Source organism: Mesorhizobium sp. M2A.F.Ca.ET.043.02.1.1, from assembly GCF_003952405.1.
In the GTDB taxonomy this organism is placed as follows: Bacteria; Pseudomonadota; Alphaproteobacteria; order Rhizobiales; family Rhizobiaceae; genus Mesorhizobium.
Genome location: NZ_CP034445.1, coordinates 4,832,499 through 4,852,583, shown reverse-complemented (window position 1 = coordinate 4,852,583; position 20,085 = coordinate 4,832,499). Strand labels below are relative to the sequence as shown.

Sequence of the window (20,085 nt, the reverse complement as noted above, 5' to 3'; positions counted from 1 at the left end):
GGAGAACGGATATGAGCAAGCTTGTCGATATGGTCCGGCAGTTCCGCGATGACGAGAACGGCGCTGCCATGGTGGAATATTCAATCCTGATCGGCATCATCGCGGGCGCGGCAATCTTGGCGATCGTTGCGATAGGCGGTTGGGTGAGCGGTCGCTTTACGGGACTGTGCAATATTCTCGATGGAAAGGGCGTACTTTCAACTACTGCCACGGGCACCTGTAAGGCGTCATCAGGCACAGGTACCTAGGGTTTTCGGTTAGGTCCGGACACACACGTCCGGGCCTGATCGGTCGCGGAGGGGCTGACGCGGCCGATGTTTTGGGCCTTCTTTGGGGTTTGGGATATGCGCGCCAATACAATCGTGATGATCGTTCTCGCCTGCGTTTTCGGCATGCTTGCGGTCGTCCTCGCGAATTTCTGGCTGGCCAGCCAGCGTAACGCTCTCGCACGAGGCAACGATGTCCCGAGCGACACCGTCGTCGTCGCGGCCATTCCTCTCAAGTTCGGTGACACGCTGGCCGAAAACAAGCTGCGCGAGATCGCGTGGCCGGCAGGCGCCGTTCCGACCGGCTCGTTCAAGACCATCAAGGAAGCCTTGGCCGGCAATGGCACGCGCCAGGCATTGCAAGCCATCAGTACCAATGAGCCGGTACTTGCCAGCAAGATCACCGGTGCCGGTCAACGCGCAACGCTTTCAGCGGTGCTTACGGAAGGCATGAAAGCAGTTTCCATCAGGGTCAACGACGTTCTGGGTGTCGCTGGCTTCGTGTTTCCCGGCGACCGGGTGGATATCCTCCTCACGCGCACGGCGAACGATAGCGGCGTCGCGAAGAGTTTCGTCGATGTCTTATTGCAGAGTGTCAAGGTTCTTGCAGTTGACCAAGTTGCGGACGAGAGCAAGGACAGCCCGACCGTCGTCAAGGCGGTCACCGTGGAGGTCAGCACCAAGGACGCGCAGAAGCTGACGCTCGCGGCTGGCGCCGGACAATTGTCCTTGGCGCTGCGGCAAGCGGCAGGCAACAAGGGCGAAACGACGGAGCGTGTGACGGTCGCCGACCTGACCGGCGAAACCCCGGAAGATGTCGCCAAGAGGCAGGCGGAACTCGACAGGCAAAAGGCCGCCGACGCAGCAGCCGCGGAAGAGCGCAAGCGAGCCGAAGACAAGCTTAATGGACTGGCCCAGGCAGTCGAACGGGTCGGTGACCGGATAGATCAATTGAGCAAGGTAAAGCCTGTCCCAGCTGTGGCGCCCACACCACAAACGCAGGAAGTTGTAAAGGAAGTAGTAAAATATGTGCAGCCGGAGGCACCAGCTCGCGCTACAATCGGTGTCTTTCGCGGCGTGAAGCTCGAAACATACGACGTACCGCGACAGAGATAGCTAACGGCGCATTCGGATTAGGGGATCCGGGTGGGTCCGCCAGGGGGACGATCTAGATGCGAATTTTTCAGAGATCACTGGCCGCCGCCGCTCTGGCATGGTCCTGTATTCTGTTGCCGTTGAGTCCTTCGGTTAATGCCGCCGACCGCTTCATCGACGTGTCGAGCCCATCGCTACACCGCGTCTTCGTGCCGGTTTCCCAATCCGCCACCATCCAGGTCAACGCGACGCTGGGCGACATCGTCGTCGGTGACGAAAAGATCGCCGACGCGCAGCCGATGACCGACAAGACGCTCTACATTATCGGCAAGAGCGTCGGCACGACCACGGTTAATTTGTTTTCCGAAGACAAGCGCTCGCTGGGCGCCATCCAGATCGAGGTCGGCCAGGATGTCAGCGACATGGCGGTCGCCATCCGCCAGGTGGCGCCAAAAGCGCGCATCGAGATCGGCTCGATCAACGGCAAAATCCGGCTTTCCGGCCACGTCAAGGATGCTGCAACACTGGCGTCCATCGTCGAGGTCACCCAGCAATATGGTCCCGACGCGATCATCAATTCGGTTACGATCGATGACAGCGAGCAGGTCAATCTTTCGGTGCGCATCCTTGAGGCGAAGCGAAATGCCGGCCGCGATCTTGGGGTGTCGATCAGAAGCACGAATAGTCGCGGCACGACTCGAACCGGTACAGGCGATGCGGCAGTCGATGAGGACAATAAGGTGCTCGGCCCGGGAGATATCCTCTCCGGCCTTTTGTCGAACACCAGCCCATTCGCAGCGTTGATAACTAGGGTAATCGACAACAACCTCAAGGTTGATCTGATCATCGAGGCGTTGGAGGCAAAGGGCGTCGTGCGTACATTGGCCGAACCGAACCTCACCACGGTTTCCGGTGAGACGGCCAGCTTCAATGCCGGCGGCGAGGTGCCGGTGCGCAGTGTCAACGCGCAAGGCGAAGTCGAGATTGTGTTCAAGCAGTTCGGCGTCAATCTGAACTTCACGCCGGTGGTATTGGACGACGGCAAGATCCACATGAAGCTGGCGCCGGAAGTCAGCGACCTGACCGGCTTCACCGCCGCCGGCGATCCGATCTTCACCAACCGGAAACTTTCGACTGTAGTCGACCTGCGCGACGGCCAGAGCTTCGCCGTGGGCGGTCTGCTCTCGAGCAAGAACACAATACAGCAAGACCAGGTGCCATGGCTTGGCCAGGTGCCGATCGTCGGCGTTCTGTTCCGCAATTCGAGCACGGCAAAGGAAGAGACAGAGCTCGTCGTCATCGTGACACCGCACCTGGTGCGGCCGGTGAAGCCTGGCGAGCAGCTGGCCACGCCATTTGACAAGACGAGGCCGGCCAACGATCCGGAACTCATGCTGCTCGGCCAACTGGAAGTCAGCAAGGACATGATCCGCAAGTATGAGCATGGCGACGGCGTCACCGGCCCCTACGGCCACATGCTGGATGTCAAATCGAAGGACAAGCTGCTCTATGTCAAGAAGTAAGCTCCTGCTCATCCTTCTCGGCACTAGCCTGCTCGCGGGCTGCGCCGCCGACTATCTGCACAACTACGACACGATCACGCTGGCCGCGGGTGACTCGCAGAAGGCAAACCAGCTGCTGCAGACGGTCGATCCATATAACCCGGCTTCCAACAACACGAAGATCGAAGGCAATGGCGCACGGTCCGTCGGCGTCGTGCAGAAATACAAGCTGCCGCCAAGCACGGCCGCGCCGACGACGAACATGACGGTCAACGTCGGTCCGTCGGGTACGAGCACACAATGACCTGAACGAAAGGAAGCGGTTACGTCAGGCATGCGGCGCCTGACACCAAGGGGTAAGGGGTAGGCCATGCTGCGAACCATTCGCGCGTTCTGGCACGATCAGAGGGGAGTAGCGCTGATCCTGGTCAGCGTCATGTTGCCAGCCATTATCGGCTTGTCACTGCTGGCAATCGACATGAGCCGGATGAACAATCTGGACAACGACCTGCAGAAGGGCACGGATGCGTTGGCGCTCGCCGCGGCCGCCGAATTGAGCGGCAGATCCGACTCATGGACGCGCGCCGAGAATGCTATAACCAACCTGGTATCCAACACCACGATGTTCTCCGACGGGGGGGCCGTTTCGCTGACCGCCGGCAACGGAGCCGCCAGCGTAGACACGACCTACCCCGCTTGCCGATCGAAGGGCCAAATTTCGTGGTGTTACCTCGCAAGCATTCCAACGAACGATTCCGACCCGATTACGTCGGCGAACTATGCCGCGTCGCCTATTACCACTCGTTTCATCCAGGTGTGGGCCCAGCCGGAGGGTTTCACGCCCATGTTCCCGGTCTCGGTCTCATCTTCGGGGAGCGCGACCGACAAAAGCTATAACCTCACCGCAGTCTCCGTGGCGGGTTTCACCTCGGGTGTTTGCAATTACACGCCTGTGTTCATGTGTAACCCCTACGAGATGGTGAATGGCACCAATACGGCGGGCGGCGTCACGCTGGAGCAGGCCGTAACGGATCCGGCAATCCATCGCCGGCTAATCGAACTTCGAATGGTCGGGAACGGTGCAGCTTACGGCCCTGGCAATTTCGGTTTCCTACAACCGCCGGACGGCGTCGGCAACGGCGCACAGGCTCTAGCCCAAACGATCGCCACATCGAACCCGCTGGGTTGCTATTCGGCGCAGGGAGTAAACACCAAAACCGGCCAAAACACGGGACCGGTTCAGGACGCCTTCAATGTCCGATTTGGAATCAACGCCAGCGGCAATGCCTTCAACAGCCCGGAATACGGTCCAGCAGAAAATGTCCGTAAGGGAGGAGTACGATCCAACGGAAATTCGAGCCAGTGTCCGCAATACAATCAGCTGACATTTAACGGCCCCGGTAACAAAGGCCTACCCAGAGATCAAACGACGCCGTACATGGGCGGTCGTATGGGAGCCGGAGACTACCTGCTTCTTGGGCAGGGGAACTACTGGCAGACCAATTTTGGGAGCGCCTCTTATCCGAGCGCCTGGGATACAACCACGCCGACGCGATACGAGGTCTATAAGTACGAACGTGCCGCTTTGGCGAATGGGACGCTACCCCCATCGCCCCCCACTGCCGCTCAGTCGCTGGTCGGTGTGCAGTCAACTGGCGGAGAGGTTGGAACGCCACCCAGTGGCTGTCAGCCACCGGTGACGACTGTCGATCGCCGCCTAATCTACGGAGCGTTGTTGAATTGCACTGCGCTTGAGGCAGCCGGCTACGATCTCAACGGCAACAGTTCCAACCTCCCCGTCGAAGCCTTCGCCAGCTTCTTTCTGACCGAGCCGGTAGCGTCGGCCTCCTCCGACGCCTCGGTCATGGTGGAACTGGTGGACATCAGCGGACGCGAGGGTCAGGGTACACTCGACAACTTCCTGCGCAACGAAGCGCAGCTATATCGGTGACGGCGATGTCGAAGCTGCTGTCCCGCATATTTCAGCGTTTTTGGTTCGATCAGCGCGGTACCGTCATCCTCGAAATGAGCCTGGTGGCGCCGCTCATGTTGCTCCTGTCGGCCGGCGTGTTTGAATTCGGCAATCTCATTCACGACAAGCTTTTAATGGAAGCAGGCCTAACCGACGGAGCCCGGTTCGCCGCCCGCTGCAACAGCAAGCTCTATACTGACGCCGGGCTCGCGGCGATCGATTGCGCGGACCGGGCAAAGAACATCACCGTGTTCGGCAATATAGCGGGGACGGCGCCCGCACGTATCCCCGGGTGGCAAAAATCGGATGTCACTATCGACTCCGCCACCTGCGTGAACGCTATCGATTCAAGCGGCACTGTCCTCTATCTGTCGACGACATCGCAGGTCTGTATCGTCACGGCGTCCGGCACTTACAAATACAGCGAACTGGACAGCGTCGGCCTGCTGTCATTATTTAACATCACCACCGTCACACTGGGGACCAGCCATCAGGAGCGGTTGATCCGATTTTGATGATGCTGAAACGATTCCTACGAGCGGAAGACGGAGCAACGATGGTCGAGATGGCCATCGCGATGACGCTTCTGCTCACTCTTACCTTGGGTTTCGTCGATTTCGGTTACGCATTCTATCAGTGGAACGCAGCAACCAAGGCGGTGCAGATCGGTGCGAGGCTCGCTTCCGTCTCGGATCCGGCCGTCAACACAGCCACGCTTGCGGCGGCCGACCCAGGTACAAATCCAGGAGCCCCGATTACGGCCGGAACATACTCATTCGAGTGCAAATATTCCGGCAGCACCGGCGCTTGCAATGGCAATTCCGCGATCTTCAACGCTGCCGCTTTCAGCCGCATTTTCCGCGGTGATACGGCAGTGACCAACGATGATGATTGCCCGGGGCTGGCCGCCAACCAACGACCGGGGATGTGCCAATTTTTCCCCGGCTTGCAACGCGCCAATGTCGTGGTGACCTATACCGCCACCGGCCTCGGTTACCAGACGCGCTTGGGTGGCCCGGTGCCGACCATCACCGTCAGCCTACAGAACGTTCCGTTCCAATTCTTCTTCTTGGGCGGGCTGCTCGGGTTTGCAGATAAAACGATGCCATCCATGTTGAGTACAGTAACGGGCGAAGATTTAAAGAGCACATCTCCATGAACGCCATCGACACCAGAGTTCTCCCGACCAAGCGCAAACAGGTGGCGCTGTTTTCCGCCGACGCGAATTTCAAGCGCGATGTCACCACGCGGCTCGACGCGCTGGCGATCTATGACGTCAAGGTCTTGGATGCGGCGGAGTTCCTGAAGGGGCCGCCGGTCGACAGCCGTCCAGGCATCATCATCCTCGATCTCGGCAATGGCGAATTGCTCGGCAATCCTGCGATCGTCGAGGCGCGCGCGGCCTGGGCTTCGGTGCCGCTGATCGCGATTTCCGACGAGCTCACCTCCGAGCAAACGCGCGTTCTGGTGCGCATGAACGCCTCCGACTGGCTGCACAAGCCGCTCGATCCCAAGGAGTTGCTCAACGCCGTCACCTTCCACGACACCGGCAACCAGGGCACCAAGAGCCGCATCATCACCTTCATTGCCGCGAGCGGCGGCGCCGGCGCGACCACACTGGCGATCTCCGCGGCGGAGCATCTGGCCTCGAAGTCTTCGGAACGCGCGGCTTCGACCTGCCTCGTCGACCTCGACTTCCAGAGCGCCAATTGCGGCGCCTATCTCAACCAGTTCAACCAGTTCGACCTCGCCGGCATCATCGGCCAGCCGGACCGGCTCGACGTCGAGCTCATGGACGTCATCAAATTGGAGCGGCCGTCCGGCCTCACGCTCTATTCCTTCGAGCGGCCGCAGCTGCCGTTCGAGCCGCACGGTTCCGACTTCGTGTTCCGGCTGCTCGACCTAGTCGCCTACCGCTTCGACGACATCGTCATCGACCTGCCCAACATCGAGACGCCGTGGCACGATTCCGTGCTGCGCACGAGCGACGAGATCTTCATCGTCTTCGAGCTCAACGTCGCTTCGCTGAGGCAAGGCAAGCGGCTCTACAAAAAGATTCGCGAATTGCGCGGCAACAATGTCAGCATCACTCTGGTCGCCAACAAGCACAAGCGCAAATGGTTCGGCAACCACTTCTCGCGTAGCGAGCTGGAGAAGATCTTCAAGGCGCCGCATATCAAGTCGCTGGCGCTGGACAATGCGCTCCTGGCCGACGCGCTGAACCGCGCCATCCTGCCCTCCGAGGTGGATGGACGCGCGCGCTTCAACAAGGACTTGAAACGCATGTTCAAGGAGCGGCTGGACAATGCTCAGCGCTAGGCGCTTCGCTGCGATACACTTGGCCGGCGCGTGCCTCGCCGGGCTGACGCTGTTGTCGGCCTGCGGTCTGGCGCAAGCCGGATCGGGGCTGCCGCCGCTGCCCGCCATGGGCCCCAGCCTGCGCAAGGCGGTCGCCTTCCAGACGAGCGAACAGCCCGGAACGATCGTCATCCGCAAAAACGAGAAGGCGCTCTATCTGGTGACCGGCCCGGGTCAGGCGCTGCGCTATCAGATCAGCGTCGGCCGCGACGGCTTCGGCTGGACCGGGACGGTCAAAATCGCCTCCAAGACCGAATGGCCGGAATGGCGCCCGCCCAAGGAAATGCGCGCGCGCCAGCCGGAACTGCCGGCGATGGTGCCGGCCGGTCCCTACAATCCGCTCGGCGCCAGGGCGCTTTATCTTTCGCGCGACGGGCGCGACACGCTCTATCGCATCCATGGCACCAACGATCCCAAGGGCGTCGGTTTCGACGGCACGTCCGGATGCTTCCGGCTGACGAACACCGATGTGATCGATCTCTTCAAACGCGTCGCGGTGGGCGCAAAGGTGGTGGTTGAATGACGATGATCAGCGAGCCGGACGTTAAGGCAATCGAACTCGGTCACCGGGAAGCGGTTCCGGAAAAGCCCAGCCGGGCCAGGATGATCGGCGTCATCGCCGTCGGCGCTTTGCTTGTCACCGCCATCAACGTGACGGCCGCGGTCTATCTCTATCGCGGCGTCAACGACCTCAAGGCGATCGAGGCGCGGCTGGATCAGCTCGGCCAGTTCGAGCAGCGCATCGGCGCCCGCATCGACACCGTCAACAACGGTTTCCAGAGCCGGTTCGAGACGCTGGACCGCCAGCTGCAGGCGAATTTCGGCCAGATCAACAGCAATGTCGCCAAGCTCGAGCAAGGCCAGCCCGTCGGGGCCGGCGAACCGGCGCCCGGCGCTCCGGAGCCGAGCATGCTCGGCAACACAACGGTGGCGGATGCGTCCGCGGTCGATGAAAGCTCCGGCGACGGGCAGCCCTCGTTCAAGCGCAAGGTCGCGCCCCCGGGTCCCAACCCGTCCTACCAGCGCATCCAGCAGCCCGACGGCAAGGTCTATTACAAGAAGATCAACTGATCGCGCGGGCCGCCTGAGCCGGCCGCTTACAGATCACGCTGCAGCGCAAGCATGCGGACCGCGCGGGCTTCGGCACGCAATTTCGCCTCGCGCAGGAAAGCAACGTGGCAATAGGCGCACGCCGCGAGACCGAGGCACAGCACCAGGCAGTTCTGCAAGCTTAGGTCGACCATAACCGAGAACTGGAGGCCATGGGGTGTAACGAACGCGGCAACGGTGCTCGCCGTTTCCGCGTGACTGCTCTGCGCCATCATGAGCCCGGCGAAGATCAGCGCGGCATGATTGGCAAGGAAGAAGCCGGCCGACCTCTTTGCCTGGCAAATCATCCAGCAAGCGCCTGCCGCAAAGACAATGATGGCGGCGTCGACGGCCACCGACCCGCCGAGATAGATATGCGCCTGCTGCCAGAACATGGTCGAGTAAGGCCGCAGCTCGAGCCAGGCGTGCCACACGGCGGGGCTCGCCGGATAAAAGCCGAGAAGCAGCGCCGCCATCCGCTCCGCCGCCAAGAGAAGCAGCATCAGGGCCGGAAAGGCAAAAAGCAGTATCGGCTTGCGCATCATGTCATCCCCTCGACATCCGATGGCCGATTCTAAGCCGCATTGGTTGCGCGACACTTAACGCAACGCCTTGCTTTTCAAGGAATGTCGCTCATGTCTAATGTGCGAAGGGGTCAACGGTCGGGATGGCGCCGTGTCGACAGGAACTAACGGGCTGGGCTCGAGCAGCATCACCGGCTGTCGGCACGATCCCATGGAGGTCCGCGCGTGAGCCAGGCGAAACCGCCCAGCCGCCCGCTGCTGGCGCCGATGCTCGGTGGTCTCGGGCTGCTCGCGGCATGCTGCTGATCGCCGAGAGCAGGCCCTGGCTGCCGCCCGACCGGCCTCCGGTCGCGCCGGCCCAGGATGCCAGCGACCTTAAGCCTGCCTCTCAGGTCCCGGTTCAACAGACGCGGCCGGGCGAGCCGGCACGCAAGATCGCCGAGGATCTCATTGCGCCGCCGCCGCTCGACCCGTCGGGGATCGAGCGCATCGAGCCGCGCCCTCCGCTCGGCGAACTCGGGCTCGCGCCGCGACCGAAAACGCCGATGCCGCGGGTTTGGCGCGAGACGCTGCTTTTCGGTCCGGTCGCGACCTCCTCGGTGGTCTTCGAGTCTATGGGACGCACGGTCGCCATCAGCGGCACGATCGGCATGGACCCCGGCAGGACCTGCTCGTTCGACAACACTGCCTGGCCTTGCGGCCAGCGGGCACGGGCCGCCTTCAACGCCTGGCTGCGCGGCCGGGCGCTGAAATGCCTGCTGCCGCCGGATGCCGACCGCTTCGCCATCGCCGCGCCCTGCGCGCTCGGCAAGCAGGATGTCGGCGCCTGGCTGGTCTCCAACGGCTGGGCGATGGCCGCTCCCACCGGCATCTACGGCGAGGCGGAAGCGGTGGCGAGAGAAGCCAGGATGGGCATTTTCGGACCACCGCAATAGCGCAATCGCGGGAAAGCCGGTTTCCGTCGCGGAATTGCGTGAAAGCAGAATGGTCAGAGCGGTTCGGCGATTCTAGAAACCCAGAACTGGTCCAACGGCCAGGCAGGTCATCACTCGAGCCGCGGGCTGCGGTCGCATGCGCAGGCCGGATCTAGCGCTTCCCATGGAGAAGAAAGCCGACTTTGCATCAAATTGTACGCTTCCCTGAAACCGAAATTGCAACGGACCTCCTGTAAGCCAATGCGTCGAACAGGAGATTGGCCCTTGACCACGAAAACACCGACCGCGCCGGCTCAAACGTGGAAGCACCTCATCTTGCTGGCCGTGCTTGGCACCGCCGGCTGCGTCGCCCTTTCGCTGGCGCTGAACTACCTGATGCTTTTCAGCGACAGCCTGACGCCGTTCGCCCGGGGGGCCGTCACGGCCATCATCGTGCCGATCGTCATCGGCCTGCCGCTGTTTGCCCTCACCGGCTGGCAACAGATCGAGATCCGCCGTTACCGGCAGGAACTCACCAAATCCGGCACCTACGACCAGCTGACCGGCTGCCTGAACGGCAAGGTGTTCACATCGATGGTCGACAGGAGAGCGGCGAGACCGGCCGGTCCGCGCTCCGGCGCGTTTCTCGTCATCCATCCGGAACATCTGGCGTCAATCAACCTGCGCTTCGGTCTGGAATGGGGCGACGAGGCCTTGCGGCTGATCGCATCGGCCATCCGATCCGCGGTGCGCAAGGACGATCTGATCGGCCGGCTCGGAACCTCGATGTTCGGCGTCTTCCTGCCGGGTGCGAGCGACCAGGACGCCAAGGAGATCGGCGAGCGTATTCGCGGCGCGGTCGGCGAAATCTATTTCGCGCCGAAAGGCGACAAGGACGTGCTTGCGATCAGCGTCGGCGGCGTCGTCTTCGAACATGAGCTCGATTTCGAGGACATGTACCGCTTCGCGGAGGAAGGCATGGCCGAGTCCCCCGACGAAGCCGGCCTGCGGCTGTCGCACGTCACCAACTGAACTGGCGCGATCGGTCTGCTTCTTGGCCGCACCGGTAACGCGTCTGGGCTGCGGGTGCGCGGGAACTGGAGGCCTCGCCCGAATCGAACCGGGATTGAAGGATTTGCGGTCCTCTGCGTGAACCATTCATCCACGAGGCCTCGCAGGCGGGGCAATTGCCATGGGTTGGCGCCAGACCCATCGTCAGGCGCTGCCCGGTGCGGCAATTACAGGGAAGGCTGGTGCTGCGAGAGAGGATTGAACTCTGGATCGATCTAATTGTTTCAATAGCTTACGGATCATTTTGTAACATTGTGACGACCAGGGAAAAGAGCAAAACTCCACACAAAGCCCGTGACACGTAGCACCGCATCCGCCAAGGGTATCTCATATCGCAACGAATCTGACAGCACTGCTTGCGTGCTCACCGCCGGATTGCGATACAGCGGTCGGCCTTCATCATCCCACTCAGACTGCCAGCCTGCTCCATCTCCTACAACGCACCCGACACGAGAAGTGCCCGCGAGGTCTCCGACAGCGTCGGCTTGATGGTTCGCCCAAAGAGAGGTTGCGCCGGGAGGTCCGATGCAAATGAGAAGGTCATAGCATTCACCGTATAGCTGTAATCCTTTAGGAATTCGGGAATGAGCGGCGCGAGGTTGAGCGTGATCCCGTTGATCAATCCAGCAGCGACGGGACAGGCCAAATGGAAGTTGATGTTCTGCAGAACAAGCGCGAGGGGACTGGGCTGGAAGTGCAGCTTGATCGAGAGCTCATCGAGTTTGCCTTCGTAGGAATTGGCTTGTCTCACCAATGAAAGACTCGTGCCGATCGACTGCGACGGAATCGTCGTATCTAAGCGTTTGTCAGCTGTCCACTCGAACGGACAGAGGACGTGCCCCGCGACGTCCAGCGGCACAAATTTGAAGTGGGCGTCAATCGCCGCGGAGCCGGAGGCTTGCAGAGTCAGTGTGAGCTTGTCCAACGCGTCTGTGAAATGGACGTCACGGAAACAGAGTTTGAGGGCACCCGTCCCTGAAACGCTGCCGTCGATGTTCGCGATGTTACCTGTGCGGTGCAGCGCGCCCACAGCTTCCTTTACAGTCTCGCAGCCGAGCCTCTGCCCGGCCTTTTGGCCCTCGCATGAGATGCGGTCGGCTTCCTTGGCAGCTTCACACTGCGCCCTATCGGCAATGTAAAGTCCGTTCTGAGTTGCCTTTGCCGCCTCGCAGACGGCGTCATCAATCGGGCCGAGAGCGTTGCATGTGTTGAAATCCGTGTCGTAGATAGCATTCTGAGTCGCCTTCGCGGCCTCGCAGATTGGGTCGTTACCACGCGCTTGGCAACGCCCGAAGGCTGAGACGAGGCATCGGTTACAGTCACGCGTGTCATGATTGTGCGTGCAATTGCGGGGTCGGCGGCAGTCACGCCTGTCGACGTGGAGGTCGCAGTTCCTTGTTGGCGTGCAATCCCGGTGCGGCGCGCAGTCAATCGAAGAGGCCTGGGGGTCGGAACCTTCTGTGAAAAGTCCGCCTTTGGGATCGAACCCGAACCGGTCAGACAAGGCTGCGCTTGCAAGAAAGCGCTGTCCAGGCTCTGGGCTAGCAGCGCCTTACCGACAGCAACCCATACGCCCTTCGGCGGATCGGAGATGTCCATTCCGTCGGCGAGCCTCTTCTCGAAAGCGGTCTTAACGCCTTCGAACGTTCCCGGCACTGGATCTGGTTGCGCTGGCAGCTTGTCGAGCGGCATCAGCTGAATAATCGCAGAGACCTTGTCGCCGTCAATCAGCCAAGCCGCTGCTCCGAGGCCAATCGGACTCTTGATAGGATGTCCTGCGAGCGCGAGCTTTAGGTCGGGCGCTTTCTTGAGGTCCAGATTGATGGGTCCCGAGGGGTCGATTTCGTCCTGGAGGGTCGCAGGGAGTGTGACGTCCATTAGTGGGTTGGCCGCGATCGCGGCGCCCAGATTGTCGGCGTATCGATCCAGTAGGAGCGCGGTGACGTCTCCGGCCGCGCTGAGGTCGTAGCTCCCGGCGACGATGACCTTGTCGATCCGAACGCTGTGAACCGCCGGCAGAAGTTTGACTTGGAGGGCGCGCCGCGGGGATGTCGCCAGCGCCGCGGCAGCCCCAAGGAGCAGCTCGACTTGGCCCACGACACGAGGGGTGAGCTTGGCGACAAGCGCGCGTTTATCGGAACCCGGCGGCAAATCTTCTGGTTTCAACGCAATTTCGAAATCGGCCGTCAGCCGAAGCAGTTGTCGGTCCGTTGCAAGAACAAGCTTCGTAACGCCCTTGCCCTTGATCGCGTCGAACGCGATCGCTTGGATCGTCGGCAGATCGACGCCGGTCGCGAGGTTAGCTAAGGGCAGGATTCGCAGCGCTGCCTCAGCAGAGTCGATCGCTGCCTGGCGCTGCTGGTCCGCAGTCACAGGAGGCCATCGGCGGTTCAGTTCCGCCTGAAGAGGGTCCCCACGGAGGTAATAATAAAGTCCCCCGCCCAGAATCAATAGGATCAAGACGCCTGCTAGCCAATCGCGAACCGCTCAATGAGCCATATTCTTAGCGCTTTTGTGCTTTCCCTGTCACGTTGAGAAATGCGATGATGTCAAAACACCGATCGGAGTCGAGACGGGAAAAGAGGTGCTCTAGTTTTAGGAGCGAAATATGAACAAAGAACATCTCACCACACTATGGAGATGGCTGTCCGTTGCCTGCGTCCTTTTCCTGGCAACGACTATCATCTCGCTTCAGGGTGGCTCCGAGTTCTTGGGACGCCTTTTTGGCGACAGAGGTAGCAGCGCCCAGGACAACAATCCCGCCGTCGGCTATTTCGGAGCGATTGTTAGCAGCGGACTCTTCCTGCTGGCGTCTATCGCTTTCCTACTGCACGCTCGACGCCATGGTGATCATTGGCACTCGCGTATCCCGGTGGTCTGGTTGCAAGGACTCGATACAAGTGCTTTGGAAGCGAAAATCTTTCAAATCTGCGTTCTGTTGGTCTTCGTCGCCATGCCGCTTGCCGGCATCGTCCGCTGTATGGACGAAGCAGAATCCGGCGACATCTGTGAGCAAAATACCGAGAACTTCTACACGGGGTCAGAAACAACCCTCCTGTGGGCGCCCGGCGCCAAAGAGCACAATCAGATGCGACTTCGGAAGGCCGATGCCGGCGACATGCCGTGTTCGGCTGGTTCTGCTGGTATCGAATTGTTTCCGAGGTCCTGGACACCGCTTGGTTTTTACGGGCTGCCGCTCGCCGCAGGTAGCGTAGCGACGTTGGCGATCTTGTCCGTCATCTTACGACGTCGGCCGGAGATCCCGGTCACGCCGAACGAAACGACCTAGCCCAGTGGCAGATGGCCACGGCCTCGAATGTCGGAGAATTAGACCACAGCTTTGCGCTTTATGAACTCACGGACGTCTTTCCGTCGAGAGTCGCGGGGGCAAGTCAAGAACTCTGACTAAAAGGCGTATGCTGCCGCCCATATGATGCATAATCTTGGCGGCTTGGCCATTCAACATCGAAAGGAGTCCCGCGACATCAAGGCTCTCGCCTGCTGCGAAGCATAGGCGCCATTGCTGTAGCGGAGCCAATCGAGCGCCTGGCCATGCTCGACCATCCACGCCGCCACGCTGGCGCTGTCGGCACGCCGGCAGTCGCCGACGAAGCGGTGATAGCGATCCCATGTCACGAACGTGCATTGCACCGGGCTCGAGGCCGCCAGGAAGCTATCCAGAGCTGCCGCCTCACGATGGCGGGCAGCCTGGGACCAGCCGGGCGGCGATGGTCGCCAGTGTCTTCTCAATTGCGTGAAAGGAGCGCAAGATTAGTTCGAGTTCACTATGGGGTCCTATTGAGTGCGAGCGATAAGATTCTGGGCCGCCGCCGTTGGATTGCTGTTCCTGGCTGCAGTCGATTTGCAGCCGGCAAGCGCCCTTGCCACGGACAAGCGGGTCGCGCTCGTCATTGGCAACAGCAAATATGTCTATGCGCCCACGCTCGCCAATCCTGCCAGCGATGCGCGGCTGATGGCCGAAACACTACGCAAGGCCGGGTTCAAGGTCGTTGAAGGAGTCGACCTGGACTATGCCGGCATGCATGACCGGTTGAACCGGTTTACCGAAGCCGCATACGACGCCGAACTGGCGGTGATCTACTATGCCGGCCATGGCCTGCAGGTGAACGGCAAGAACTATCTGGTTCCGGTCGATGCAGAATTGACGGCTCCGGCGCATCTCAGAACCCGCACCGTTCAGATTGACGAACTGCTTGCCGCCCTTCCGCCCGACCCGGGGGTCGGAGTCGTCATCCTGGACGCCTGCCGTGACAATCCTCTCGCTAGGACTCTCGCGACTTCACTGCCGAAAAGCCGTTCAATCACCGCCCCTGGGCTGGCGCCTATCGATATCGCCTCGACGGATGTCGGCACTGGCGGCGTGCTGATCGCCTACGCAACCGACCCCGGCGCGGTGTCGTATGACGGCATCGGCGCCAACAGTCCCTACACGACCTCCCTTGCGAAACACCTGGCTGAGCCCGGCGTCGATATCCAGAATGCGCTGACTCGTGTGCGAGGTGAGGTGACGGCGGAGACCAATGGGCGCCAAAGGCCCTGGTATAATGCGTCGCTCGGCCGCGAGGTCTTCATCGGACCGGCAACGGCTGAGACTACGGCTGGGCCCGCGCAGTCTCCGGGTAGTAACTCTGCGCACCAGTCAATTGAGCCGGACTCGCGTGGATGGGTCGAACAGCGGGTATGGGACGAAGCCTCGAAGCGCAACACGGTCGCTCACTACGAAGCTTATCTGAAGCAGTTTCCAAATGGTGCGTTCGCAGATCTGGCGCGGCTCAATCTGGATCAGCTCAAGAAGGCACCGGTTGTGGCTGAGGTGGAAAATTATGGGTCGAGATCCGGCACCGCCGTCGGAGCCGCGGCAGCTGACGATCAGGAAAATGAAGCCGGCTCTGAGTTGACAGAAAGTGCGATCGGGCTTGATCGTCAGAAAAAAATTGATCTGCAGGAGAGGCTAGTGTCGATCGGCTATGACTTGGACGATGCCGACGGCACCTTTGGCGCGTCGACGCGCCGGGCGATTGGCCTCTGGCAGAAGGAAAACGCTCTTCCCCCGACCACGTTCCTTACCCGCAAGCAATATGTTCGCCTGAAACTCGATTCCGACGACGCTGTGAAGAGCTATCGCGCCCAGCGAGCATCGGAAGCGACGAAGCAGGAAAGCACCACGTCGCGGAAGACACACAAGCCTGCGCCGGTCGCGCGCGCGAAGCAGAAACGTGAACAACAACGCGTGGCGGTGAAGCCGCCGCAGTCGGCAGCAATGCCGAAGGCCGCCTCTCAAGCCCCGGCGGCGCCTCAGTCCAAGTTCCGGATCTGCTACAACGGGTATGGCTTGTTCAATGTTCTCGCATCCCAGAAATGTCCGGTGTTCGGGCTGCGCCACGAGGGCGGCTTATAACCACGGAATAAAAGGGTCTTCAATCGGTGGCGCGTCGAGTGCCTGAAACAGTTCATCCCGGCCGCGAGCCTCCGAGTCTTCGCTGGAAACAGCACTGTTCATAGGGAAAGAGATCAGAAGCGGCATCGCTGCTGGGATAGGGTCTTGTCAACGCACTTGAGGCAGGTTTCAGGCGTCCAGTTCAAGCGGCTTGTGTCCTGGCTGCTCACGCCATAGACCCCTCGTGGCAAGCTCCAACGTGTGTCAGGGACCTCAACCTTCGACAGAAATCCAAGTCTACAGCATTTCCCTGGCTTCTGAGCTAATATTGCGGCTGAGGGACCCGAATTCAGCCTCGGGAGAGCTGTGTGGACGTTGCCGCTTGGTTGCGAGGCCTGGGCCTCCAGCAATACGAACAGGCATTTCGCGACAACGCGATCGACGCGGAAGTCCTGCCGGAACTGACCGATGCCGACCTCGAGAAGCTCGGTATGCTCCTCGGTCATCGCAAGCGATTCCGCAAGGCGGTTGTGGGGTTGGGACCATCGTCACGCCACCCCGACGCGAGCACCGATGACATCGCGGCTCAGAGCCGCACTCGGGAGCTAAGCGCGGAGCGTCGGCAGCTGACCGTCATGTTCGTGGATCTCGTCGGCTCGACGGCGCTGGCGACGCGTCTGGATCCCGAGGACCTGCGTGAGATCATCGCAGCGTATCACCGCTGTGTCGCCGATACGGTCGCCCGCTTCGGCGGCTTTGTCGCCAAGTATATGGGCGACGGAGTTTTGGTGTATTTCGGCTACCCGCAGGCGCACGAGAACGCCGCCGAGCAGGCGGTGCGCGCTGGCCTTGCTCTCGTCAATGCCGTCAGGCGGCTCCCAGAGCCCGAGCCATTGCGGGTTCGTATCGGCATAGGCACCGGACAGGTCGTCGTTGGCGATCTGATCACCGCCGGCGAAGGGCAAGAGCGTGGCGTCGTGGGGGAGACGCCGAACCTCGCCGCCCGCCTGCAAGCTCTTGCCGAACCCGACGCGGTCGTGATCGGGCTGCAAACGCGGCAGCTGGTCGGCGATCTTTTCGAATATCGCAATCTTGGTGCCGTCGAGGTGAAAGGCTTTCCGGAGCCGATCCATCACTATCAAGTGTTTCGTGAGAGCGCCGTCGAAAGCCGGTTCGAGGCGCTGCATGGGACGACCCCGACGCCGCTGGTCGGACGTGAGGAGGAGGTCGACCTGCTGCAGCGCCACTGGCATCGCGCCAAAAATGGCGAAGGTCGCGTGGTGCTGGTCTCAGGTGAGCCGGGCATCGGAAAGTCACGCCTCACCGTCAGCTTGCAGGAGCGGATCCAGAACGAGCCACACACCCCCTTGCGTTATTTCTGTTCGCCGCACGGCCAAGACAGCGCGCTCCACCCGATCATTGCGCAGCTAGAACGTGCCGCCGGGTTGGAACGCGAGGACCCACCTGAGAGAAAGCTGGATAAGCTTGCAGCCTTGCTTGCCCCGGCCTCGCCGGAGGATGTGCGGCAGCTGGCCGAGCTGTTGTCGTTGCCGACCGAAGGTCGCTTCCCGCCTCTCCAGCTGACTCCCCAGCGTAAGAAAGAGAAGACCTTCGATGCGCTTCTCCGGCAGCTCGAAGACTTGGTGAGACGGGGCCCGGTACTGATGCTTTTCGAGGATGTGCACTGGATCGACCCCAGCTCGCGCGAGCTGCTCGACTTGGTGATCGAGCGGGTGCCGCACCTGCCAGTGCTGCTTCTCCTCACGTTCCGTCCCGAGTTTCAACCGCCGTGGACCGGCCAGGCGCACGTCACGGTTCTTGTCCTCAATCGGCTCGACCGTCGTGAAGGTGCCGCGCTGGTCCAGCGGATCGTAGGCACCGGAGAGCTGCCGAGCGACGTTGTTGCGGAGATTATCGAGCGCACGGATGGGGTGCCACTATTCGTTGAGGAGCTGACCAAGGCGGTTCTTGAGAGCGGCGACGCCAGGACACTGCTATCACGAGCTGCCGCGACGGCGTTGAACGTTCCCCCCACGCTGCAGGCCTCATTGATGGCGCGGCTCGATCGCCTCGGCTCGGCCGCTAAGGAGGTCGCACAGGTCGGTGCGGTTCTCGGTCGGGAGTTCTCCTACGAATTGCTGGCAGCAGTCGCACAGCAAAATGCAGTTGAGCTAAATGACGCACTCAATCAACTTGTCGGCGCCGGTCTGGTGTTCTGCCGGGGGACGCGGCCATTGGCCACTTACCTCTTCAAGCATGCGCTCGTTCAGGACGCAGCGTATGGGACGCTGCTGCGCGCCAAGCGCCAAGGGCTACACAAGCGGGTCGCAGGTGTGTTGGAGGAAAAGTGGAACGAAATCACCGAAGCGCAGCCCGAACTCCTGGCGCACCACTTTCAGGAAGCGGGTGACTGCGCAGGAGCGGTAGATCACTGGCAAAAGGCGGGAGTGGCCGCCCTGGCCAGAGCAGCCACCCGGGAAGCCGTGTCGCACTTTGCCAGTGCTATTGAGTGCAGCCGGAAACTTGGCGACGTGCCCGCCGGTGGCGCCGAACGGATGACACATCTCCACCTTGCGATGGCCAATGCCTTGATGCAGGCTGAAGGGTATCGTTCCGAGCGCCTTGGGAAGACGCTTGAGGATGCACGTCTTGCTGCCGCGAAGACTGCATCGGCCGAATTGCAATCTGACGTCGCGCTTTCACTCGCTCCATTTTTTTATGCCACTGGGCGCAATCATGATTACCTAACCCTGGCCGAAGAGCAGCTCGCAAACTGCCATCTTCTTCCGACGGCGCATCTGAGTGGTCTTTGGGCAACAAAGGGGATCGCCCATTCCAACCGGGGAGAACAACCGCAGGCAGCGGAGGCTTTGAGCAAGGCCTTAAATCTGATTGATCGCGTCCACTCTAGCCGTCATATTTTGTTGGGTGGTGCAGATCAGCGTGTTGTAGCCCACGACTATCTCGGCAGTTCGCGGATCATTTTAGGGTTCTTCGATGCGGCAGTCGAAGAGCAAGGCTACCCGGTTCGCACAATTGACGATTTCGACAAGCCCTTCGACTTGGCTTGGTATCTTCTCACTCGTTGCGAGTTGTGTGCGCTAGTCGGTCAGCACGAGAAGCTACTAGAGCACGCCACTAAGATCGTCGAGATTTGCGATCGGTATGGCTACACTGCGCGTCGTAGCGGTGGCCTTATGTGGCGAGGCTATGCCCGCTCGCATCTAGGAGAACTGGATGCCGGCATCGATGATGTCCTGGAGAGCACGGTTCTTTGGCGTGGGCAGAACGTCATATTTCATACCCCTGAGAGAATATGTGCACTTTGCAATCTACTCCTGCGGGCCGGTCGCCTCGATGAGGCATCGCAGATGCTTGATGACGTCGATACTCTCGTTTTCGATACGGACGAAGCGAGCTTCTTGGCAGAATGTATCCGCCTTCGCGGCCAAATTGCCGCGGGCAGAGGTGATCTGAAGAGCGCGGCCCACCTATTCGAGAAAGCAATCGCCACTTCGAAGAGGCAGAACGCGCGACTTTTCGAACTCCGCGCCATAACGCAACTCGCACCAGTTCTCGCGCGACAAGGTCGTGTCCATGACGCCGAAGTGCGGCTTCGATCTATAGTTGACTCGCTTGAAACCAAGTATCCGGTCGTCGATCTCATTGCTGCGAAGAGGGCGCTGGACACGCTGCGTCAATGAAGTCTCGCTCAGCCTTGGGATGACGTTCGCGCTTGTCTCCGGTCTGCTACTCTGGAGCGTTACCGAGACGCCTCAGACGCACTCAATCAAAGCACCTACTGCCGGCCCCGCGGAAGTATCCGTCCCTGAAGTCACCGCGAATGTTCCCTGTCGTTTTCAGCAATAACTGTCGGAACGCTCACGAGGGAGGGG

19 protein-coding genes and 1 tRNA gene are annotated in these 20,085 nt (G+C 60.8%); 15 read left to right on the top strand and 5 right to left on the bottom strand.

Annotation, left to right across the window (positions count from 1 at the left end):
• Nucleotides 1-11: 11 nt before the first annotated feature.
• From EJ068_RS23055 to EJ068_RS23010, 10 genes are all read left to right on the top strand, one after another.
• On the top strand, nucleotides 12-248 hold the full coding sequence (locus EJ068_RS23055) for a Flp family type IVb pilin (protein WP_128315359.1): 237 nt from the start codon (nucleotides 12-14) through the stop codon (nucleotides 246-248).
• 96 nt (nucleotides 249-344) lie between these two features.
• On the top strand, nucleotides 345-1,382 hold the full coding sequence (cpaB, locus tag EJ068_RS23050; RefSeq protein WP_128315358.1) for a Flp pilus assembly protein CpaB: 1,038 nt from the start codon (nucleotides 345-347) through the stop codon (nucleotides 1,380-1,382).
• A gap of 56 nt (nucleotides 1,383-1,438) precedes the next feature.
• Nucleotides 1,439-2,884, top strand: a complete 1,446-nt coding sequence (locus tag EJ068_RS23045) for a type II and III secretion system protein family protein (RefSeq protein WP_128314873.1) — start codon at nucleotides 1,439-1,441, stop codon at nucleotides 2,882-2,884.
• Nucleotides 2,871-3,167 (top strand): hypothetical protein, encoded by a 297-nt coding sequence (locus tag EJ068_RS23040; RefSeq protein ID WP_128314872.1) that lies wholly within the window; start codon nucleotides 2,871-2,873, stop codon nucleotides 3,165-3,167. Before EJ068_RS23045 ends, EJ068_RS23040 begins: the two co-directional genes overlap by 14 nt.
• 66 nt (nucleotides 3,168-3,233) lie before the next feature.
• Complete coding sequence (locus EJ068_RS23035; protein ID WP_128314871.1) at nucleotides 3,234-4,814, top strand: pilus assembly protein TadG-related protein; 1,581 nt, start codon at nucleotides 3,234-3,236, stop codon at nucleotides 4,812-4,814.
• Nucleotides 4,815-4,819: 5 nt separating this feature from the next.
• Complete coding sequence (locus EJ068_RS23030; protein WP_128314870.1) at nucleotides 4,820-5,350, top strand: TadE/TadG family type IV pilus assembly protein; 531 nt, start codon at nucleotides 4,820-4,822, stop codon at nucleotides 5,348-5,350.
• 41 nt (nucleotides 5,351-5,391) lie between these two features.
• Entirely contained in the window at nucleotides 5,392-5,994 is a 603-nt protein-coding gene (locus tag EJ068_RS23025; protein WP_245463206.1) for a TadE/TadG family type IV pilus assembly protein, read from the top strand.
• Entirely contained in the window at nucleotides 5,991-7,154 is a 1,164-nt protein-coding gene (locus EJ068_RS23020; protein WP_128314868.1) for an AAA family ATPase, read from the top strand. Before EJ068_RS23025 ends, EJ068_RS23020 begins: the two co-directional genes overlap by 4 nt.
• Nucleotides 7,141-7,716: a L,D-transpeptidase gene (locus EJ068_RS23015; protein ID WP_127251221.1), complete on the top strand. Its 576-nt coding sequence runs from the start codon at nucleotides 7,141-7,143 to the stop codon at nucleotides 7,714-7,716. Before EJ068_RS23020 ends, EJ068_RS23015 begins: the two co-directional genes overlap by 14 nt.
• Nucleotides 7,713-8,264 carry a hypothetical protein gene (locus EJ068_RS23010; protein WP_128314867.1) on the top strand — a complete coding sequence of 184 codons (552 nt, stop codon included), beginning with the start codon at nucleotides 7,713-7,715 and terminating at the stop codon, nucleotides 8,262-8,264. The genes EJ068_RS23015 and EJ068_RS23010 overlap by 4 nt, the downstream gene beginning before the upstream one ends.
• Nucleotides 8,265-8,290: 26 nt before the next feature.
• On the opposite strand, the gene EJ068_RS23005 is transcribed toward EJ068_RS23010, so the two are convergent.
• The gene (locus EJ068_RS23005) at nucleotides 8,291-8,881 is read right to left on the bottom strand and encodes a hypothetical protein (RefSeq protein ID WP_245463205.1); all 591 of its coding nucleotides are present in this window, start codon (nucleotides 8,879-8,881) and stop codon (nucleotides 8,291-8,293) included.
• 221 nt (nucleotides 8,882-9,102) lie between these two features.
• On the opposite strand from EJ068_RS23005, the gene EJ068_RS23000 reads away from it, so the two are divergent.
• The gene (locus tag EJ068_RS23000) at nucleotides 9,103-9,741 is read left to right on the top strand and encodes a thermonuclease family protein (protein ID WP_245463204.1); all 639 of its coding nucleotides are present in this window, start codon (nucleotides 9,103-9,105) and stop codon (nucleotides 9,739-9,741) included.
• Between the two features lie 264 nt (nucleotides 9,742-10,005).
• Nucleotides 10,006-10,752 carry a GGDEF domain-containing protein gene (locus tag EJ068_RS22995; protein ID WP_245463203.1) on the top strand — a complete coding sequence of 249 codons (747 nt, stop codon included), beginning with the start codon at nucleotides 10,006-10,008 and terminating at the stop codon, nucleotides 10,750-10,752.
• Nucleotides 10,753-10,818: 66 nt separating this feature from the next.
• Here the strand turns inward: EJ068_RS22995 and EJ068_RS22990 are convergent.
• The 3 genes from EJ068_RS22990 to EJ068_RS22980 form a co-directional block, all read right to left on the bottom strand.
• Nucleotides 10,819-10,892: transfer RNA gene (locus tag EJ068_RS22990), tRNA-Cys, on the bottom strand.
• 332 nt (nucleotides 10,893-11,224) lie between these two features.
• Nucleotides 11,225-11,821: a hypothetical protein gene (locus tag EJ068_RS22985; RefSeq protein WP_129554891.1), complete on the bottom strand. Its 597-nt coding sequence runs from the start codon at nucleotides 11,819-11,821 to the stop codon at nucleotides 11,225-11,227.
• Between the two features lie 8 nt (nucleotides 11,822-11,829).
• Complete coding sequence (locus tag EJ068_RS22980; protein ID WP_129554890.1) at nucleotides 11,830-13,164, bottom strand: hypothetical protein; 1,335 nt, start codon at nucleotides 13,162-13,164, stop codon at nucleotides 11,830-11,832.
• A gap of 235 nt (nucleotides 13,165-13,399) precedes the next feature.
• On the opposite strand from EJ068_RS22980, the gene EJ068_RS22975 reads away from it, so the two are divergent.
• Nucleotides 13,400-14,080, top strand: coding sequence for a hypothetical protein (locus EJ068_RS22975; protein ID WP_129554889.1), 681 nt, complete (start codon nucleotides 13,400-13,402; stop codon nucleotides 14,078-14,080).
• 170 nt (nucleotides 14,081-14,250) lie between these two features.
• Here EJ068_RS22975 and EJ068_RS22970 read toward each other — a convergent pair whose 3' ends face one another.
• Nucleotides 14,251-14,427 (bottom strand): hypothetical protein, encoded by a 177-nt coding sequence (locus tag EJ068_RS22970; RefSeq protein WP_245463202.1) that lies wholly within the window; start codon nucleotides 14,425-14,427, stop codon nucleotides 14,251-14,253.
• Nucleotides 14,428-14,629: 202 nt separating this feature from the next.
• Between EJ068_RS22970 and EJ068_RS22965 the strand changes: the two genes are divergently transcribed.
• Entirely contained in the window at nucleotides 14,630-16,210 is a 1,581-nt protein-coding gene (locus EJ068_RS22965; RefSeq protein WP_245463201.1) for a caspase family protein, read from the top strand.
• Between the two features lie 347 nt (nucleotides 16,211-16,557).
• The gene (locus tag EJ068_RS22960; protein WP_129554887.1) at nucleotides 16,558-19,893 is read left to right on the top strand and encodes an adenylate/guanylate cyclase domain-containing protein; all 3,336 of its coding nucleotides are present in this window, start codon (nucleotides 16,558-16,560) and stop codon (nucleotides 19,891-19,893) included.
• The last annotated feature ends 192 nt before the right edge of the window (nucleotides 19,894-20,085 follow it).

What these genes read in the sequence shown, in the direction of transcription:
- EJ068_RS23055 (WP_128315359.1), top strand. Translation starts at nt 12, where the DNA reads ATGAGCAAGCTTGTCGATATGGTCCGGCAGTTCCGCGATGACGAGAAC.
- cpaB (WP_128315358.1), top strand. Translation starts at nt 345, where the DNA reads ATGCGCGCCAATACAATCGTGATGATCGTTCTCGCCTGCGTTTTCGGC.
- EJ068_RS23045 (WP_128314873.1), top strand. Translation starts at nt 1,439, where the DNA reads ATGCGAATTTTTCAGAGATCACTGGCCGCCGCCGCTCTGGCATGGTCC.
- EJ068_RS23040 (WP_128314872.1), top strand. Translation starts at nt 2,871, where the DNA reads ATGTCAAGAAGTAAGCTCCTGCTCATCCTTCTCGGCACTAGCCTGCTC.
- EJ068_RS23035 (WP_128314871.1), top strand. Translation starts at nt 3,234, where the DNA reads ATGCTGCGAACCATTCGCGCGTTCTGGCACGATCAGAGGGGAGTAGCG.
- EJ068_RS23030 (WP_128314870.1), top strand. Translation starts at nt 4,820, where the DNA reads ATGTCGAAGCTGCTGTCCCGCATATTTCAGCGTTTTTGGTTCGATCAG.
- EJ068_RS23025 (WP_245463206.1), top strand. Translation starts at nt 5,392, where the DNA reads ATGGTCGAGATGGCCATCGCGATGACGCTTCTGCTCACTCTTACCTTG.
- EJ068_RS23020 (WP_128314868.1), top strand. Translation starts at nt 5,991, where the DNA reads ATGAACGCCATCGACACCAGAGTTCTCCCGACCAAGCGCAAACAGGTG.
- EJ068_RS23015 (WP_127251221.1), top strand. Translation starts at nt 7,141, where the DNA reads ATGCTCAGCGCTAGGCGCTTCGCTGCGATACACTTGGCCGGCGCGTGC.
- EJ068_RS23010 (WP_128314867.1), top strand. Translation starts at nt 7,713, where the DNA reads ATGACGATGATCAGCGAGCCGGACGTTAAGGCAATCGAACTCGGTCAC.
- EJ068_RS23000 (WP_245463204.1), top strand. Translation starts at nt 9,103, where the DNA reads ATGCTGCTGATCGCCGAGAGCAGGCCCTGGCTGCCGCCCGACCGGCCT.
- EJ068_RS22975 (WP_129554889.1), top strand. Translation starts at nt 13,400, where the DNA reads ATGAACAAAGAACATCTCACCACACTATGGAGATGGCTGTCCGTTGCC.